The organism is Ferrimonas futtsuensis DSM 18154 (assembly GCF_000422645.1).
GTDB lineage: Bacteria > Pseudomonadota > Gammaproteobacteria > Enterobacterales > Shewanellaceae > Ferrimonas > Ferrimonas futtsuensis.
This window is the reverse complement of record NZ_KE383896.1, coordinates 330,351-347,839: the sequence shown is the minus strand read 5'-3', so window position 1 is coordinate 347,839 and position 17,489 is coordinate 330,351. Positions and strand designations below refer to the sequence as shown.

Here is a 17,489-nt window from a genome sequence, read left to right as displayed (position 1 = left end):
TCTCCCGGAAGTGCAGATCGAAAAAGCCAGGGCAGTGCCCCGGCTTTTTTACAGGTAACTGAGGGGGTTATTATGCCTTGCGCAGGCTCACCATGACAACGGCCACCGCAGCCAGCACCAGGCAGTACCAGGCGTTGGACACCACCACCAGAGGAGAGAGCTTGAAGGTGGCGCCGGTCAGCAGCGCCTGGGCACCCCAGGGGATCAGGCCCTGAGTGATGCAGGAGAAGATGTCCAGCATGGAGGCGGCACGGCGCTTACGCACGCCGTGACGCTCGGCCAGATCCTTGGCTACCGAACCGGTGATGATGATGGAGACCGTGTTGTTGGCGGTACACAGGTTGGTGGCCGACACGACGCCCGCCATGCCCAGTTCGGCGGCGCGGGGAGACTGCTCTTTCTTGCTGAAGCGGGCGATGGCAGCCGCGGCGTTGTTGGCCAGCCAATTGAGGCCACCCTGTTGCTTCATCAGTGCGGCCAGGCCACCCACCAGCATGGAGAGCAGGAAGATCTCCTGCATGCCGGTGAAGCCGGCGTACACGTCCTTACCCAGCTGCATGGCGCTGTATTCGCCCCCGGCGATGGCGCTGACACCAGCCAGCAGGATGCCGGCAGGCAGTACCAGGAACACGTTCACACCGGCCACCGCCAGTACCAGGATGGTCAGGTAGGGCAGTACCTTGATCAGGTCGTAGCTGCCCGCGTCCACGGCGCTCTGGCCGGAACCCAGCAGCAGGAACAGCACGAAGGTGATGGCGGCGGCAGGTGCGGAGACGCGGATGTTTTCGCGGAACTTGTCCTTCATCTCGCAGCCCTGGGTTCGGGTGGCGGCGATGGTGGTGTCGGAGATGATGGAGAGGTTGTCACCAAACATGGCACCGGAGATCACCGCGCCGGCCATCAGGGCAGGGTCGATGCCCGCCTGCTGGGCAATGCCGTAGGCCACGGGAGCCAGGGCGCCGATGGTGCCCATGGAGGTACCCATGGAGGTGGCAATGAAGCCGGCGATCAGGAAGAAGCCGGGCAACAACAGGGAGGCGGGGATCAGGGTCAGGCCCAGTGCCACGGTGGCGTCCACACCGCCTGTGGCCTTGGCCACAGAGGCGAAAGCACCCGCCAGCAGGTAGATCAAGCACATGGCGATGATGTTGTTGTCGGCGATGCCGGCGATGAACTGGTCCAGGCTCTTGTCGATGGCCTGACGGGCCAGGGCAAAGGCCAGCACAATGGCGGGCAGGATGGCGATCACCGGGGAGAGTTGATAGAAGGCGAAGTCCGCCCCCTGGCTCTGGTGATACAGGCCGGCACCGACGAAGGTGGCCAGGAACAGCAGCAGCGGCAGCAGGGCAACGGCGGAGCTGCTCTGGGGCTGGGTGGCGGTAAGGGTTTGGGACTGACTCATGCTATCTCTTATCTCTTGCAACCTGCGGCCATCCTGGTCTGCGGCGTGAACTCGACACCCCATGTCGAGTGGGCAATGGCCGCATTGTGTCGGATCTCCTCAATTGTGTCAATCTAGACGTCTAGACGTTTTGATGTTTTTGCATCTTGGTGGCCATAACTGATTGTTTTTGCCGCCACGGAGGCGCAGAAGGTACACTGACGCCAGTTTGATATCGGGATCTCACCATGCACGTTCATATTCTGGGGATCTGCGGCACCTTCATGGGCGGTATCGCCCTGCTGGCCCGCAGTCTCGGCCACACCGTCACCGGCAGTGACGCCAACGTCTATCCGCCCATGAGCACACAGCTCGAGCAGCAGGGGATCGAACTGATCCAGGGCTTTGAGCCTGATCAGTTGGAGCCACAACCAGACATCGTGGTGATAGGCAACGCCATGAGCCGGGGCAACCCCTGTGTGGAAGCCGTGCTCGACAGAGGACTGCGGTACACCAGCGGTCCCCAGTTCCTGTCGGAGTTTGTACTGCCCCAGCGCTGGGTGCTGGCGGTCGCCGGTACCCATGGCAAGACCACCACCGCCTCCATGCTCGCCTGGCTGCTGGAGGACAACGATCTGGCCCCCGGCTTTCTGATTGGCGGGGTGCCGCGGGAGTTCGGCGTCTCCGCTCGCCTGGGTGAGACTCCCTTCTTCGTGGTGGAGGCGGACGAGTACGATACCGCCTTCTTCGACAAACGCTCCAAGTTTGTCCACTACCGCCCCCGAACCCTGGTGATGAACAACCTGGAGTTTGACCACGCCGATATCTTCAGCTCTGTGGCGGACATCCAGCGCCAGTTCCATCATCTGATGCGCACCGTTCCCGGCAGTGGTCAGGTGATCTGGCCTCAGCAGGACGCCAACCTGGCCCAGGTGATCCAGATGGGCTGCTGGAGCGAACAGGTCATCATCGGCGAGGATGGCTGGAAGGCGGTGATGCTCAGCGACGACGGCAGCCGTTTCCAGGTGTGGCTGGACGGGGAGCTTCAGGGGGAGGTGAACTGGGATCTCATTGGCGATCACAACATCAGTAACGCCCTGGGTGCCCTGGCCGCCGCCCGCCACGTCGGGGTGCGCCCCGCCGATGGCATCGTTTCCCTCGGCCGGTTCCAGGGGCCCAAGCGCCGCATGGAGCTCAAGGGGGAGGCCAATGGCGTTCGGGTCTACGACGACTTTGCCCACCACCCCACCGCAGTGGCGACCAGCCTGGCGGGCATGCGTGCCAAGGTGGGCTTCGGTCGGGTGTTGGCGGTGCTTGAACCCCGCTCCAACACCATGAAGGCCGGTGTCCACCAGCATACCCTGGCGACCGCGCTCAAGGACGCCGACCAAGCCTTCCTGCTGCAGCCAGAGGGGCTTGAGTGGGACATGGCCGCTGCCATGGAGGAGGCGCCGGTTCCGGTGACTCTAAGCCCCAGCGTTGAGGCCCTGGTGGCTACACTCATTGAGGATGTCCGCGCCGGGGATACCATCGTGGTGATGAGTAACGGCGGCTTTGGTGGCATCCACGGCAAGTTGCTGAGCGCGCTGGAGGCGCTGTAATGAAAAAATGTGATCAAACTATCACTTTGGCTTTTACCGGAGCTTCCGGTGCGCCCTACGGGCTGCGGTTGCTGGAGTGTTTGCTACAATCCGGCCGCAAGGTATTTGTGATGATCTCCGCGGCCGCCCGGGTGGTGTTCGTTGAGGAGCAGAAGTTTGCCTTGCCGGGTAACCCCAAAGCTTGCGGTGACCTGCTCCGGGCCCATTTCGGTGTCAGTGAAGAGCAGTTGCAGGTGTTTGGCAAGGAGGAGTGGTTTTCACCGGTGGCGTCCGGATCCGCCGCTCCCCGGCAAATGGTTATCTGCCCCTGCTCTACCGGAACCCTGGCCGCGGTGGCCACCGGCATGAGCAACAACCTCATCGAGCGGGCCGCAGACGTGGTACTGAAAGAGCGGGGCCAGCTGATTCTGGTGCCCCGTGAAACGCCGTTCCACGCCATTCACCTCGAACACATGCTCAAGCTGAGTCAGCTTGGGGCCACCATCATGCCGGCGGCCCCGGGTTTCTATAATCAGCCCAAGTCCATCGAGGATCTGGTGGACTTTATGGTGGCAAGGATTCTGGATCATCTGGATATTGAACATCAGCTGTTGCCCCGCTGGGGCTATGGCACCCCTACAGAACCAAACAGAGAATAATTATGAAACATACCCTGGAAGTGATGATCTCCGAGGCGGAGATCAACCAAGCCCTGGATAAGATGGCCGAGCAGATCAACCGTGACTACGCCGGTGTGGACTCCCTGCTGGTGGTGGGTCTGCTGAAAGGCTCCGTCATCGTGATGTCGGATCTGGTGCGCCGCCTGGACGGCAATGTTCACCTGGACTTCATGACCGCTTCCTCCTATGGCGAGGGCACCGAGTCCAGTGGCGACGTGAAGATCGTCATGGATCTGGCCCGCTCCATCAAGAATCGTCACGTGCTGGTGGTGGAAGACATCATCGACACCGGTCGCACCCTCTCCAAGGTGCTGGCACTGCTGAACTCCCGTGAGCCCGCCTCCCTGGCCATCGCCTCCTTCCTGGACAAGCCCAGCCGCCGCGTCGTTGACGTGGAGGTGAAGTACGTGGGTGTGGCCATTCCCGACGAGTTCGTGGTGGGCTATGGCCTGGATTATGCCGAGGCCTACCGTCAGCTGCCCTACATCGCCAAGGTGATCCCCTCCGAGGAGTGATTCTGGACCCTGATTGCACAGCAAGGGCGCCTTGGGGCGCCCTTTCTGTTTTTGCCTCATCCGCCGGTGAGTTTTACCGACAAAGCCGCACCGCGTAATCGCTTTTATCTTTTGGTAGCGGGGGTATAATGGCCGCCTTATCAGCTTGGAGCCAATCATGACCTCGCGCGTGCCCGCACTCGAAATTACCGACCTGAAGAAGACCTATCCCGGTGGGGTGAAAGCCCTGAAGGGGATCGACCTGTCCGTGGAAGCGGGGGACTTTTTTGCCCTGCTCGGCCCCAACGGCGCTGGCAAGTCCACCAGCATCGGCATCATAAGTTCCCTGGTGAACAAGAGCTCCGGCTCGGTGAAGGTGTTCGGTCACCCCCTGGACAGTGAGCTGGAAGCGGCCAAGCGCCACATCGGCCTGGTGCCCCAGGAGTTCAACTTCAACCAGTTCGAGACGGTGAAGCAGATTGTCATCAATCAGGCGGGTTACTACGGCGTGCCCCGTGCCCTGGCCGAGGAGCGGGCCAAGGAGTACCTGGATCAGCTGGAGCTGTGGGACAAGCGTGATACGCCGGCCCGTAACCTCTCCGGAGGGATGAAACGCCGGCTGATGATCGCCCGGGCGCTGATGCACCATCCCAAGCTGCTGATCCTGGATGAGCCCACCGCCGGGGTGGACATCGAGATCCGCCGCTCCATGTGGGAGTTTCTGCGCCGCATCAACGGCCAGGGGGTGACCATCATCCTCACCACCCACTACCTGGAGGAGGCGGAGATGCTGTGTCGTAACATCGGCATCATCGACAAGGGTGAGTTGGTGGAGTGCACCTCCATGAAGGCGCTGTTGGCCAAGCTCAGTGTGGAGACCTTCATCCTGGATCTGGCCCCGGGCAGTCCCCAGGCCGACCTGGCGCCGTTTTCCCACCGTCGCCTGGACGATCACACCCTGGAAGTGGATGTGGCCAAGGAGGATGGGCTCAATGCGGTGTTTGCCAAGCTGACCGAACAGAAGATTGAAGTGTTGTCCATGAGAAACCGGGCCAACCGGCTGGAGGAGCTGTTTGTCTCCCTGGTAGAAAATGGCCGTAAGGAGACCCAGGCGTGAGTCACCCCTATTACATCGCGTTCAGCAGCCTGCTGCGCAAGGAGATCAACCGCTTTACCCGTATCTGGGTGCAGACCCTGGTGCCGCCGGCGATCACCATGACCCTCTACTTCCTGATCTTCGGCAACCTGGTGGGCAGCCGCATCGGCCAGATGGGGGGCTTCAGCTACATGGAGTTCATCATGCCGGGCCTGATCATGATGGCGGTGATCACCAACTCCTACTCCAATGTGGCCAGCTCCTTCTACAGCGCCAAGTTCCAGCGCAACATCGAGGAGCTGCTGGTGGCACCGGTGCCCAATGTGTTGATCATCCTTGGCTACATAGGCGGCGGCGTGACCCGGGGGCTGATTGTCGGGGCGATCGTCACCGCAGTGGCTCTGTTGTTTGTGGACATACAGGTGCACAACCCCTGGGTGCTGGTCTCCGTGGTGCTGCTCTCCTCGGTGCTGTTCTCCCTGGCAGGTCTGCTCAACGCCATCTTCGCCAACAGCTTCGATGACATCAGCATCATCCCTACTTTCGTGCTGACGCCGCTGACCTATCTGGGCGGGGTGTTTTACTCCATCAGCATGCTGCCGGAGTTTTGGCAGGGGGTCTCCAAGCTCAACCCCATCGTCTATATGATCAACGCCTTCCGTTATGGCTTCCTGGGAAGCAGCGACATCGGTCTGGGCAGCGCCTTCGCGGTGATCCTCACCTTCGTGGCCCTGTTCTTCGCTGTCGCCTATCACCTGATCAACAAGGGCACCGGCCTGCGTCACTGATCCCCGACGGCAGCGGCCTGGCCGCTGCCCTTACAGCCTGTTTCGGAATCCGCCATGCACGACGCCAACTCCCGCATCATCGTCTCCAACCAGAACGGTGTTCATGACCGCCTGAACTCTCTGGTGCACAAGCACCTGGCCAGGCCTTTTGAAAAGCCGTTTCATGACGCCACCCTGGAGACCTTCTACCGGATACGGGAGTGGGTCAGGGCAGACGGCCGACCGCTGATCTTCGACTCCTGTTGCGGGGTAGGGGAGAGCACCGCCAATCTGGCCAGGCGCCACCCGGAGGCGGTGGTGATCGGCATGGATAAGTCCGCCCACCGCCTGGGCAAGCATGAGGAGTACCGCCAGGAGGCGGACAACTACCTGCTGGCCCGGGTGGACCTGAATGACTTCTGGCGGCTGGCGGTGGCCGATAACTGGCGCCTGAGCCATCACTACCTGCTCTACCCCAATCCCTGGCCCAAGTCCGCCCATCTGCAGCGGCGCTGGCATGGGGCGGCGGTGTTTCCCTACCTGCTGATGCTGGGGGGCAAGCTGGAGATGCGCTCCAACTGGCTCCTCTACCTGCAGGAGTTTGCCCAGGGCCTGGCCATCGCCGGCATCGACGCCAGGGTCAATACCCTGGGGTTCGATGGCGACGACCTGACCCCCTTCGAGCGCAAGTATCGTCTCAGCGGACAGCCCCTGCATCAACTGAGGGCAGACCTGAAAGAGTTTTCTCTGCCCTGGCAGCAGAGTTTGCAGCTGCCTGCGAATCCCACTAAAAGTTAGCCTTATTCACTAAAATCAGTCCATTGCACTTGTTATCAGTCTGTTTAAGTCTATGATTTTACATAGACACAGTTCTGGCATGGCTTTCGCAAATCCCTCCTGTATTGGAGCGGTTACCCGGAAGGAGCAGCGTAATGAGCAGAGTGCAGCAGAAGTGGTTGGTGATTGGTGTCGGTATGAGCCTGGTGATGGCCTCGGAAGGGGCGGTGCTCTGGCTGGCCGTGCTTTAATTCCCTGTTCAGGCATCAGGGGCGCCGAAAGACCTGTGCCCCGAGGAGCAATTGCTGTGCGTCGTTCGGATTCGACGCCGGGTCGTTGTGTTCGCCGTCAGATACCCTGCCGTGTCCTGTTACGTTCGTTGTCCGTGCGCATTCGAGCGATCAGCAACAGGAGTAATGCACAAAAAAAAGCGCCGCACAAGGCGACGCTTTCCTGACAAGGGATGATCCTGTGGATCAGGCTGCCTGGGTCGGAATGACGTTGGCAGTACCCTTGATGTCGTTGTCCTGGTTCAGGTAAACCAGCTGAGGTTTGTGCGCTTTGGCTTCCTCATCGTCCATGACCACGTAGGCACAGATGATCACTCGGTCCTGAGGCTTCGCCTTGTGGGCGGCAGCGCCGTTTACCGAGATGATCTTGGAGCCACGTTCGCCACTGATGGCGTAAGTGCTGAACCGCTCACCGTTGTCGATGTTGTAAATCTCAATCTTCTCATACTCGAGAATGCCGGCGGCGTCCAACAGATCCTGATCAATGGCGCAGGAGCCTTCATACTCCAGCTCCGCGTGGGTAACGCGGGCCTGGTGCAGCTTCCCCTTCAACATGATACGTTGCATCTAGTTATTCCCTAATTACTTCTGGGTAAGATCCAGCCCCTGGGGGCGAACCGTTTACTTCGCCTCGTGGGCGATGGCTCGTCGGCCAGCTCAAGTGGCACAACGACGCCGGGGAAAACGCGTCTCCCTTGCGTCGCTGGGCTTTTGAGTCAGGTTGTTACACCTTTTTAACCTGAGCACTATAGCCAAATCAGTCGGCCAGATCCACCCGCAGGTTGTCGATGAGCCGTGCCCGGCCCAGTTGGGCGGCGGCCAGGATCACCAGTTCCTTGTCGTCGGAACCGGCCTTTTCCAGGCTGTGGGCATGGCAGATATGGATGTAATCGGTGCTGAATCCGGCACTGTTCAGACGGTCGGCCGCCTGCTGTTCCAGTGCGCGAAGATCGTTGTCTTCACGAAGTTTTTCAGCCATCCAGTCCAGGGTGCGTTTCAGTTCCGGGGCCAGTTGGCGCTCGTTGGCGCTGAGGTAGCCGTTGCGGGAGCTCAGGGCCAGGCCGTCGCTGTTGCGAACGGTCTCGATCCCCAGGATCTCAATGGGCATATTGAGATCGCGCACCATGGTGCGGATGACGGCCAACTGCTGGTAATCCTTCATACCAAACAGAGCCAGATCCGGCTGCACCAGATTAAACAGTTTGCACACCACGGTAGCGACGCCCCGGAAGTGACCGGGACGGCTCTCGCCGCAGTAGAGCATGGAGATGCCGGGCACCTCCACAAAGGTCTGATTCTCCAGCCCCTTGGGGTAGAGCAGATCCGGAGTGGGGGTGAACAGCAGATCGGCACCCAGTTCCACCAGGGAGGCCTGATCCTGCTCCAGAGTGCGCGGGTAGGCGTCCAGATCCTCGCCGGCCCCGAACTGCATCGGGTTGACGAAGATACTGACCACCACACGATCCGCGCGCTGCTTCGCTTCTTTCACCAGCAAAAGGTGACCACTGTGCAGGTTGCCCATGGTGGGCACAAAGGCGATGGTCTGCCCCTGGCTTCGCCACTGCTTCAGCTGCTGATGCAGCCGGTGGGTGTCACTGATGGTTTGCATGGGCTCTCCTTACTCGAAGCCGTGTTCCTCGGCGGGGAAGATCCCCTCCTCCACCTCACGGACAAAGGCGGCGGCTGCCGCCTGAATGGTGCCGTGCTCCTTGATGTAGTTCTTGGAGAACTTGGGGATGTACCCACTGGTGATCCCCAGAACGTCATGCATCACCAGGATCTGGGCGTCGGTATCTGGACCGGCACCGATGCCGATGACCGGGATGCTGAGGCTTTCGGTGATGTGGCGGGCCAGGGTGCTGGGGATGCACTCCAGCACCAGCAGGCTGGCGCCGGCGGCCTCGAGGCCTTTGGCCTGCGCCAGGATCTGGCGAGCCTGCTCACTGTCGCGGCCCTGGACTTTGAAGCCGCCAAATTGGTGCACCGACTGCGGGGTCAGACCCAGGTGGGCGCAGACAGGGATGCCCCGCTCTGTGAGACCACGGACGGTGTCCAACAGCCACTCTCCGCCCTCCAGCTTCACCATCTGGGCGCCTGCCTGCATCAGGGCGGCGGCACTTTCGAAGGCTTGCTCTTTGGTGGCGTAACTCATAAAGGGCATGTCGGCGATGACCAGCGCCTTCTGGGCGCCGGCACGGACACAACGGGTGTGATAGGCGATCTGCTCCACGGTGACCGGCAGGGTGTCTCTGTGTCCCTGCAGAACCATGCCCAGGCTGTCGCCCACCAGCATGACGGGGACGCCCTGGGATTCGAACGTCGCCGCAAAACTGGCGTCGTAGGCGGTCAAGGAAGCAAATTTCTTTCCCTCTTGCTTCCACTTCTTGAGGGTGGCAGTAGTGATCGCTTTCATCAGATTGCTCATCAAATGCTCGATGTTGGATCGGAGTTTATATTCTAATGACGGCCCGCTTGCAAATGAGAAGGCTCTTAAGCCGGGCTGTCACCGCCTGAAAACAGGAAAGAATCCGGTTTTCTGTAAAGGGTCTGGGGGGGGCAGGCGGCCAGCAGGGTGGTCAGCTGGCGGCCGTCGGCAAATTGGTAGCCGGGATCGATCTCAAACAGGGGCAGCAGCACAAAAGCCCGTTCCGCCACGCCGTAGTGGGGGACGGTCAGCCGCTGGTTGTCGATGCATTGGTCACCGAAGCCGATCAGGTCCAGGTCCAGGGTACGGGCGCCCCAGCGCTCGTGCCTTTCCCGCCCCTGGGCCAATTCGATGGCCTGCAGGGCGTCCAGCAGCGCCAGCGGAGCCAGATCGGTGTCGATGGCCGCCACGGCGTTGCAGTAATCCGGTTGTTGCATCCCCGCCATCGGGGGACTGGTGTAGAGGGAAGAGGCGTGCACTACCCGGGTGCCGGGCAGGCGATGGATCGCCTGCAGCGCCTCTGCCAGGATGGCCGGGGAGTCGCCCAGGTTGCTGCCCAGGGCGACAATGGCGCGGGTGGTCATCAGGCGTCCGGCTTGTTCTGGCCGGATGGCTTGCGTCGGCGTGGGCGGCGACGGCGGCGCTGGCCACCCTCGGAGCCCAGGTTGCGCACCATCAGGCGGCGGGCCTGATCGTCGGACTCGACAAACTTGGTCCACCAGCGGGCCAGTTCGGCCACATCGCCCCCTTCGGCTTCGCCGCGCAGCACCAGGAAGTCGTAGGCGGCGCGGAAGCGGGGGTGCTCGAAGGCGCGGAAGGCGCGGGCGCCGGAGCGTTTCTCCAGGCGGGACTGCATCTGCCAGATCTCCTGGGCCGGTGTGGAGAAGCGTCGTGGCATGGAGATGGTTTTACTCTGAGTGCTGACGACTTCGCCGCAAGCGGTCATCATGGCGTCATAGTGGCTGACGCCCTTGCTGGTGCGCTTGTCCATCATGGATTGCATGGGGTACCACAGCATGGCCGCATACAGGAAGGCCGGAGTCACCGGTTTGTCGGCGTTGACCCGGTCGTCGGTATTGCGCAGCACCGCTTCCACCAGGCTCACCACTTTGTCGCCGTCTTCGCCGCTCATCATTTTGTCCTGCATGGGGAACAGTGGGGCAAACAGGCCAAACTCTCGCATCATGCGGAAGTTCTCCAGGCCTTTGCCGGACATGAACAGCTTGAGGGTTTCTTCAAACAGGCGGGCGGCCGGGATGTCGCTCAGCAGGTGGGCCATCTTGTAGATTGGCTTCTCCACGCTGGGATCCAGTTTGAACTCCAGCTTGGTGGCAAAGCGCACGGCGCGCAGCATCCGCACAGGATCTTCGCTGTAACGCTTCACCGGATCGCCAATCAGCTTCAGGCGGCGGGCTTCGAGATCCTCCATTCCACCGAAGTAGTCACGGATGCTGAAGTCGCTGATGTCGTAGTAGAGACCGTTGACGGTGAAGTCTCGACGCTCGGCATCCTCATCGATGGAACCATAGACGTTGTCGCGCAGCAGCCTGCCGCTGTCATCTTTCTTGGCGTGCTTGCTCTCTTCGTCGTGATGGCCGCGCAGGGTGGCCACCTCAATGACGTCGCGGCCGAACAGGATGTGGGCCAGGCGGAACCGGCGGCCCACGAGACGGCAGTTGCGGAACAGGCGGCGAACCTGCTCCGGAGTGGCGTTGGTGGCCACATCGAAATCTTTGGGTTGGTGACGCAGCAGCAGGTCACGGACACCGCCGCCCACCAGATAGGCGTCATACCCCGCCTTATGCAGCCTGTAGAGCACCTTCAAGGCGTTTTCGCTGATGTCTGAGCGTGACACCCCATGGGCTTTTCTGGGGTGGATCTGCAGCTCGGGTTCTAACTGGATCTCTTGTTCCCGACTAACAAGTTTTTTTGCCAGTTTGGTCAGACGCTTAAGAATGGTACACCTCGACTGAATTTCAGGCTGTAAGGGTTGAAGGTATTATCGGCGCGCCATGATACCTCATCGCTGTCAAAATGATAAGCCGCAGCAGCGTTGTGGGTAAGGCGGTCGGCGTCAGCTTTGCTGTAACAGGATCTTCCTCTCTGTGGGCAGAGAGGCCAGCTGAAAGTGGCTCACAGCCCAGGCCAGTTGTGTGGGGCAGGGCGCTTGCCACAATTCTGGTGGCGGCGTCAGCCCCAGAAACGCCAGAGCCTGACTCAGCGCCAGCTCCGGTGCTGTCTCACCGATCGGCGGAGCGTGGTTCTGCTTGGAGAGCTTGTTGCCATCGGACCACACTGCCAGGGGCAGATGCAGGTAACCCGGGACGGTGAGCCCCAACGCTTGTTGTAGAGTTTGCTGGCGTACCGTGGTTTCCAGCAGGTCATTGCCCCGCACCACTTCGGTGATCCCCTGAAAGGCGTCATCGACCACCACCGCCAACTGGTAGGCGTAGAGGCCGTCACGGCGGTGGATGATGAAATCCTCTTCGGCAAACGCGCTGTCGGTGACGATGGGGCCGAGCAACCTGTCCTCAAAACTGGAGACGCCCTGGTCGTTGACCAGCCGAATGGCGCAGTCCTGACCGTCGAGATGGCTGTCCCGGCAGTGGCCATCGTAGACCCCTCCCAGCGCCTTGATTCGCTTACGCGGACAGTTGCAGTAATAAGCCAGCCCCTGCTGCTGCAACCAGCTGAGTGCGGCGTCATAGGCCTGATGGCGCTGGCTCTGATAGAGCACCTCGCCATCCCAGGTCAGGGCAAAGCGCTCCAGGGTGCGCAGTATGTCGTCGGCAGCCCCCGCCATTTCACGGGGAGGATCGATATCCTCCATCCGCAGAAGCCACTGGCCCTGAAGACTGCGGGCACGCAGCCAGCTGCCCAGGGCAGCAACCAGGGAACCGAAGTGGAGGGGACCGGAAGGGGAGGGGGCGAAGCGCCCGATATAATCTGTCATGGTGATCTGGAATGGAAAACGGGAGCCTGAGCTCCCGTTTCATTTGTCGGCTTAGCCGGCCATCTGTTTCTCTTTGATTTCGGCCAGTGTCTTACAGTCGATGCAGAGGTCAGCGGTGGGACGCGCCTCCAGTCGACGGATGCCGATCTCGACACCGCAGGAATCACAGAAGCCGAAGTCGTCTTCCTGAACCTTGATAAGGGTTTTCTCGATCTTCTTGATCAACTTACGCTCACGGTCCCGGGTGCGAAGTTCGAGGCTGAACTCCTCCTCCTGGGCGGCGCGGTCCACAGGATCAGGGAAGTTGGCGGCTTCATCCTGCATGTGGTTCAGCGTGCGGTCTACCTCTTCACGCAGCATGGTGCGCCAACCTTCAAGAATGGCTTTGAAGTGCGCCAGCTGCTTCTCGTTCATGTACTCCTCACCGGGCTCTTCGCGGTAAGGTTCCACATTGGCGTAGGCAAGTACACCGATCTTTTTCGCTTTGCCGTCCGGCATCACGCGTCTCCTGTCATTTCCAAGCGCGAGGCGTTCCTCAGAAAAAGTGGGCGGTATCTATAGCAGATCACTTTTGCTAACGCAAACAGTGTCTGAAATTCTGTACTGCTCCAGTTCCTTTTTACCCGTATAACACCATTCAGTAACGCTGACAAGCATTAGTCACGGGGTGAGAAGCACGGGCAGTGGCTTCATCACAGTTATGCCGTCGGGCGAGATCTCAGTCCCCACAGCGTAAAATTCGACCCCCTTGTCGGCGGCGTCTCTGCACAGCTTGGCGTAGGCGGGATCAATATGATTTGCCGGGGAAACCTGGGCTATGCCTGTATGTTGCACCAAAAACAACAGGGCGGCTCTATGACCTTGGTCTAGCATTTCCATCAGCTCTCTCAGATGCTTCTGGCCCCGGGCGGTTACCGCGTCGGGAAAGTACCCCTGGCCCTGATGCAACAGGGTGCAACTTTTGACCTCAATGTAACAGGAAGGTTTACGTTTATCTTCCAACAGCAGATCGATCCGGCTGTTTTCCACGCCATAGCGAACCTCCCTTCTCAGGTGGTCATATCCCGCCAGTTCCGGGATCAGCCCCTGTTCCACCGCTTCCTGGGCCAGGGTATTGGCGTTGGCGGTGTTGATGCCGATAAAGTGGCCTGAGGCGGTTTCGGTGAGCTCCCAGCTGCAGGGGTACTTGCGCTTGGGGTTGTCCGAGGTGCTGTACCAGACGGTATCTCCCGGGGTGGCACAGCCGGTCATGGCGCCGGTATTGGCGCAGTGCAGGGTAAAGACGCTGCCATCGGCCATCTCTACGTCGGCCAGGAACCGTTTATACCTTTTGATCAGGGTGGCCGACTTCAATGGCACTTCAAACTTCATAATCAAATAACTCGTCTAGGCGGAAGGTTTCTATGGGGTGGCCAGGGCTCTGACTGACCGCCACCATCTTGGCGGCCACCTGTTCGCCCCGTATGGGGCGATAGCGGCGCAGCCCGGGCAACAGGCAGAGCGCGGGCAGCAGCAGAGCCGCCAGAGTCTCCCCTGGGCGAAAGTCGCTGCGCTGGCCCAGCAGCAGAGAGGGCTGGAACAGGCTGATGCGGTTAAAAGGCAGGGACTGCACCCGCTGCTCCAGCTCCCCTTTCATCTTGAGGTAGGGGGACTTGGACCTCGGGTTGGCACCGCTGGAGGAGACCAGCAGGTAGTGACCCACTCCCTGTTCGGCCGCCAGCTGTGCCACCCGCCACTGGCAGTGGTAATCCACATGGCGCTGGGCCTCGATGGATCCCGCCTGCTTTTTGGTGGTGCCCAGGCAGGAGAACAGCAGATCCCCTTTCATCAGGTCGGCGTACTGGCTGAGCTGGTCGAAGTCGATCACCTTGTTGTCCACCTTGGGACTGGGGTGGGGGGCGGGGCGCCGGGTCAGGGTGCGAACCCGTTGGATATTGGGGTGGCGACTCAAATGGTCGACCAGGGCCCGGCCCACCACGCCGGTGGCGCCGATGACGACGGCGGTTTGACTCATGGCTTAGTCCTTTAGACCTCAAGAAATTACCGACAGTTACGCCGGCTGAGCCACAATGATACACTGCGTCGGATAACAAAATGCAAGGGAACAACGCATGAGCAACTTTATGAAAGTGGTCCTGACCCAGGACAGCGCCCCCGCCCACTGGGGCGAAGCCTCTCTGAGCTTCGAGGGCGACACCGCCCGCATCCATCTGGGAGATGATGACCTCGGGCGCCAAGTTCAGGGCGCCGCCCGCAAGCTTACTGGCCAGGGAATCCGCCGGGCTGAGCTGTGTGGTGAAGGCTGGACCCCAGCCCTGCAGTGGCACTTTGCCAACGGTTTCCAGACCGCCAAGCTCGATGGTGAGATTCGTTGGGCCGCTGAGTCTGAGCAGCTGGAGCGGCAGTGGCAGTCCGCCAACTGGTTGCGTGAACTGGTGAACATGACGCCGGAAGACCTCAGCCCAGAAGCCCTGGCGGACCGGGTGGCCGAGAAGATCACCGGTCTGGCGCCAGACAGGGTGAAATCCAAGCAGTGGGTGGGCGAAGCCCTGCTGACCGCCGGCTGGGTGGGAATCCACGGTGTCGGCCGCGGCTCAGAGCGCCCCCCGGTTCTGCTGGAGCTGGACTATAACCCTTCCGGCGAGGCCGACGCTCCTGTCGAGGTGGCATTGGTCGGCAAAGGGATCACCTTTGATTCCGGTGGTTACAGCCTGAAGCCCAGCGCCTCCATGGTGGCGATGAAGTGTGACATGGGTGGTGCCGCCACGGTGGCAGGTGCCCTGCACCTGGCCATCAGCTCCGGCCTCAACAAGCGGGTGAAACTGTTCCTTTGCTGCGCCGAGAACCTGATCTCCGGCCACGCCTACAAGCTGGGTGATGTCCTCACTTACAAAAACGGCACCAGTGTTGAGATCGTGAATACCGATGCCGAGGGTCGCCTGGTGCTGGCCGATGGCCTGATGGCCGCCAATGACGCCGGTGCCAAGCGCATCATCGACGCAGCGACGCTGACCGGTGCCGCCATGGTGGCGGTGGGCGATGATTACAATGCCCTGTTTGGTCTGCACGACGGTGCCTGTGCCGATGCCATGGCCGCCGCAGCCGAGGTCGACGAGGGTCTGTGGCGTCTGCCTTTGGCCAAGTTCCACCAGGGTAAGTGTCCCTCCGCCTTCGCGGATACCGCCAACTCCAAGGCACAGAAGGGCGGTGGCTTCGGCGGCGCCTCCAATGCGGCGGGCTTCCTGAGCCGGTTTGCCGGCGAACCTGAGCAAGGTTGGCTGCACTTCGATCTGTCCGCCTGTTACTCGGACTCCGCCAACGGCCTGTGGGCTGAGGGTGCGACAGGTGTGGGCATGCTGACTTTGGCTAAATTGCTGAGCTGATTCAGGTCGGTTTGACCAGAGACAACGCCCCGCTTCTGCGGGGCGTTTTTTTAGGGTCAGGTTGCACAGGTGGCCGTGGCCAGCCTGAGATCCGGGCAACATTCGACACGGTTTCGACCATTTTGTTTGGCCTGGTACAGGGCCAGATCTGCGGCGGTGAGAAGCCGAATGGTATCGGCAGAGCCGCCATTGCAGCCAGCCACACCGATGCTGACCGAGAAGGAGATGGGGGGGCGTGTGGTTCTGTCTACCTCGGGCAGAGGGACCCTCAGCTTGGCGATCTCCTTGTGAAGCCTGACTGCCAGAGCCTTGGCTTCACTGCCGCTGGTGTTCGGCAGTAACACTGCCACCTCTTCGCCGCCATAGCGGGCGACGACGTCGGCGTTGCGAGTGTGGTGCACCAGCAGATTACCCAGAGCCTTCAAGACTTCATCGCCCACAGGGTGGCCATAGGTGTCATTGATCTTCTTGAAGTGGTCGATGTCCAGCATCATCAGGGTCAGGGGACTCAGGTTGTCGCGACAGGTGAGCACCTCCTCCTGCATCCTGCGATCCAGGTAGCGGCGATTGAATATCCCCATCAGCGGGTCGGTCACCGCCTCTTTCTGCAGGCTGTACACCTGCTGCACCACCTTGGTGGTCTTCAGGGAGAGGGTGCACACCAGCAACACGAAGATGGCGCCGCCGAAGAAGACGATGGGCACCAGCATATGGCTCCAGCCCAGATAGCTGTCCCAGTTCATCAGGCTGAAGCCTGTGTAGCCGAGTATAAACAGCAGGATGAGCAGACGCAGGAATTGCCAGCTGCGGAAGAGTTGGCGGTTGGGAAGACGTTGTAACAGATCTCCGACCTTGATGGAGGCGATGGCAAGCATGGTGATGCCCAATATCACCATGGTGTTACCCATCAGGGGGAACAGGGTGCTCATCTTAAATGGCTCCGTCTTCGGGCTTTGCCCTCTTAAACCCATACTCCTGAAATTAAGTGGTTGATTCTGTTATATGGTTCACATGTGTAAAGAAATATATGAGGGCTGTGAACCGGCTCAAGTGATGTCAGTAGCTGGGTGAGAGATCATCGATTTTATCGGGCGTGCCAACGCACCAGAGGGCTGTAGATCAGCTTGCCCATCTCCCGGTGAGAACGCATCAACTGCACCTCGTTGAGCTCCAGGGTGACCGGTGCGGGTTCGGGCAACTCGGTGATCTCATGCACCCCGCGAAACAGGGTGACGTGGGGACGAAAAGGCGCCCTGTGGTTGTGAAGCCCGTGCTGGGCGGCATCCCGCCTGAGCTGTGCGGCCAACCGGTTCAGGGCGATGGGGGATGGGTCGCAGCCGAGACAGACCACGCCGGCCTTGGGAAAATGCAGGTAGCGATCCAGGGTCAGATTCAGCCTGGGCACCTCCAGATCCTGCCAGCGATCGATCAGCGCTTCCTTCTGTTTTTGAGTGACCTGGCCCAGAAACGCCAGGGTCAGGTGGAAGTTGGTGGCGGGCACCACCCTGCCCAACTGCCCCAGGTGGGCCTGGTGCTTAATCAGGGCCATCTGGCTGCTGATGCTGACAGGCAGGGCGAAAAACAGTCGTTCGGCCATGGTTCTCTTTGATTGAACTCCTTTAAGGTCAGTATATTCCCGCTCGTAGGCGAAAGCGACCACCCC

Annotated in this window: 19 protein-coding genes; 7 read left to right on the top strand and 12 right to left on the bottom strand. The window is 60.6% G+C overall.

Annotated elements, in window-relative coordinates; translation table 11 throughout:
- Window positions 1-70: 70 nt before the first annotated feature.
- Complete coding sequence (locus tag G505_RS0119235; RefSeq protein ID WP_028111014.1) at window positions 71-1,402, bottom strand: Na+/H+ antiporter NhaC family protein; 1,332 nt, start codon at window positions 1,400-1,402, stop codon at window positions 71-73.
- Window positions 1,403-1,629: 227 nt separating this feature from the next.
- Here G505_RS0119235 and mpl point away from each other — a divergent pair, with 227 nt between their 5' ends.
- From mpl to trmB, 6 genes are all read left to right on the top strand, one after another.
- Window positions 1,630-2,982, top strand: coding sequence for a UDP-N-acetylmuramate:L-alanyl-gamma-D-glutamyl-meso-diaminopimelate ligase (mpl, locus tag G505_RS0119230; protein WP_028111013.1), 1,353 nt, complete (start codon window positions 1,630-1,632; stop codon window positions 2,980-2,982).
- Window positions 2,982-3,620 carry a flavin prenyltransferase UbiX gene (locus tag G505_RS0119225; protein ID WP_028111012.1) on the top strand — a complete coding sequence of 213 codons (639 nt, stop codon included), beginning with the start codon at window positions 2,982-2,984 and terminating at the stop codon, window positions 3,618-3,620. Before mpl ends, G505_RS0119225 begins: the two co-directional genes overlap by 1 nt.
- Window positions 3,621-3,622: 2 nt before the next feature.
- Complete coding sequence (gene hpt, locus G505_RS0119220) at window positions 3,623-4,156, top strand: hypoxanthine phosphoribosyltransferase (protein ID WP_028111011.1); 534 nt, start codon at window positions 3,623-3,625, stop codon at window positions 4,154-4,156.
- A gap of 157 nt (window positions 4,157-4,313) precedes the next feature.
- On the top strand, window positions 4,314-5,252 hold the full coding sequence (locus G505_RS0119215; protein WP_035385560.1) for an ABC transporter ATP-binding protein: 939 nt from the start codon (window positions 4,314-4,316) through the stop codon (window positions 5,250-5,252).
- Complete coding sequence (locus G505_RS0119210) at window positions 5,249-6,019, top strand: ABC transporter permease (protein WP_028111009.1); 771 nt, start codon at window positions 5,249-5,251, stop codon at window positions 6,017-6,019. Before G505_RS0119215 ends, G505_RS0119210 begins: the two co-directional genes overlap by 4 nt.
- 54 nt (window positions 6,020-6,073) lie before the next feature.
- Window positions 6,074-6,796 carry a tRNA (guanine(46)-N(7))-methyltransferase TrmB gene (trmB, locus tag G505_RS22065; RefSeq protein WP_051216478.1) on the top strand — a complete coding sequence of 241 codons (723 nt, stop codon included), beginning with the start codon at window positions 6,074-6,076 and terminating at the stop codon, window positions 6,794-6,796.
- A gap of 455 nt (window positions 6,797-7,251) precedes the next feature.
- Here the strand turns inward: trmB and panD are convergent, their stop codons facing one another.
- The 9 genes from panD to G505_RS0119155 form a co-directional block, all read right to left on the bottom strand.
- The gene (gene panD / locus G505_RS0119195; RefSeq protein WP_028111008.1) at window positions 7,252-7,632 is read right to left on the bottom strand and encodes an aspartate 1-decarboxylase; all 381 of its coding nucleotides are present in this window, start codon (window positions 7,630-7,632) and stop codon (window positions 7,252-7,254) included.
- 190 nt (window positions 7,633-7,822) lie between these two features.
- Window positions 7,823-8,674 carry a pantoate--beta-alanine ligase gene (gene panC / locus G505_RS0119190; protein WP_028111007.1) on the bottom strand — a complete coding sequence of 284 codons (852 nt, stop codon included), beginning with the start codon at window positions 8,672-8,674 and terminating at the stop codon, window positions 7,823-7,825.
- 9 nt (window positions 8,675-8,683) lie between these two features.
- Window positions 8,684-9,478 carry a 3-methyl-2-oxobutanoate hydroxymethyltransferase gene (gene panB / locus G505_RS0119185; protein ID WP_028111006.1) on the bottom strand — a complete coding sequence of 265 codons (795 nt, stop codon included), beginning with the start codon at window positions 9,476-9,478 and terminating at the stop codon, window positions 8,684-8,686.
- Between the two features lie 77 nt (window positions 9,479-9,555).
- The gene (gene folK, locus G505_RS0119180) at window positions 9,556-10,074 is read right to left on the bottom strand and encodes a 2-amino-4-hydroxy-6-hydroxymethyldihydropteridine diphosphokinase (protein WP_028111005.1); all 519 of its coding nucleotides are present in this window, start codon (window positions 10,072-10,074) and stop codon (window positions 9,556-9,558) included.
- On the bottom strand, window positions 10,074-11,426 hold the full coding sequence (pcnB, locus tag G505_RS0119175; RefSeq protein ID WP_084644073.1) for a polynucleotide adenylyltransferase PcnB: 1,353 nt from the start codon (window positions 11,424-11,426) through the stop codon (window positions 10,074-10,076). The genes folK and pcnB overlap by 1 nt, the downstream gene beginning before the upstream one ends.
- Before the next feature lie 138 nt (window positions 11,427-11,564).
- On the bottom strand, window positions 11,565-12,443 hold the full coding sequence (gene gluQRS, locus G505_RS0119170) for a tRNA glutamyl-Q(34) synthetase GluQRS (protein ID WP_035385558.1): 879 nt from the start codon (window positions 12,441-12,443) through the stop codon (window positions 11,565-11,567).
- A gap of 51 nt (window positions 12,444-12,494) precedes the next feature.
- Window positions 12,495-12,941: an RNA polymerase-binding protein DksA gene (dksA, locus tag G505_RS0119165; protein WP_028111002.1), complete on the bottom strand. Its 447-nt coding sequence runs from the start codon at window positions 12,939-12,941 to the stop codon at window positions 12,495-12,497.
- Between the two features lie 162 nt (window positions 12,942-13,103).
- Entirely contained in the window at window positions 13,104-13,814 is a 711-nt protein-coding gene (sfsA, locus tag G505_RS0119160) for a DNA/RNA nuclease SfsA (protein WP_028111001.1), read from the bottom strand.
- Window positions 13,804-14,457, bottom strand: coding sequence for an NAD-dependent epimerase/dehydratase family protein (locus tag G505_RS0119155; RefSeq protein ID WP_028111000.1), 654 nt, complete (start codon window positions 14,455-14,457; stop codon window positions 13,804-13,806). The genes sfsA and G505_RS0119155 overlap by 11 nt, the downstream gene beginning before the upstream one ends.
- A 97-nt stretch (window positions 14,458-14,554) precedes the next feature.
- On the opposite strand from G505_RS0119155, the gene pepB reads away from it, so the two are divergent.
- On the top strand, window positions 14,555-15,826 hold the full coding sequence (gene pepB, locus G505_RS0119150; protein WP_028110999.1) for an aminopeptidase PepB: 1,272 nt from the start codon (window positions 14,555-14,557) through the stop codon (window positions 15,824-15,826).
- Window positions 15,827-15,882: 56 nt separating this feature from the next.
- Here the strand turns inward: pepB and G505_RS22060 are convergent, their stop codons facing one another.
- Window positions 15,883-16,755, bottom strand: a complete 873-nt coding sequence (locus G505_RS22060; protein WP_051216476.1) for a GGDEF domain-containing protein — start codon at window positions 16,753-16,755, stop codon at window positions 15,883-15,885.
- 155 nt (window positions 16,756-16,910) lie between these two features.
- The gene (gene thpR / locus G505_RS22055) at window positions 16,911-17,423 is read right to left on the bottom strand and encodes an RNA 2',3'-cyclic phosphodiesterase (RefSeq protein ID WP_051216473.1); all 513 of its coding nucleotides are present in this window, start codon (window positions 17,421-17,423) and stop codon (window positions 16,911-16,913) included.
- Between the last annotated feature and the right edge of the window lie 66 nt (window positions 17,424-17,489).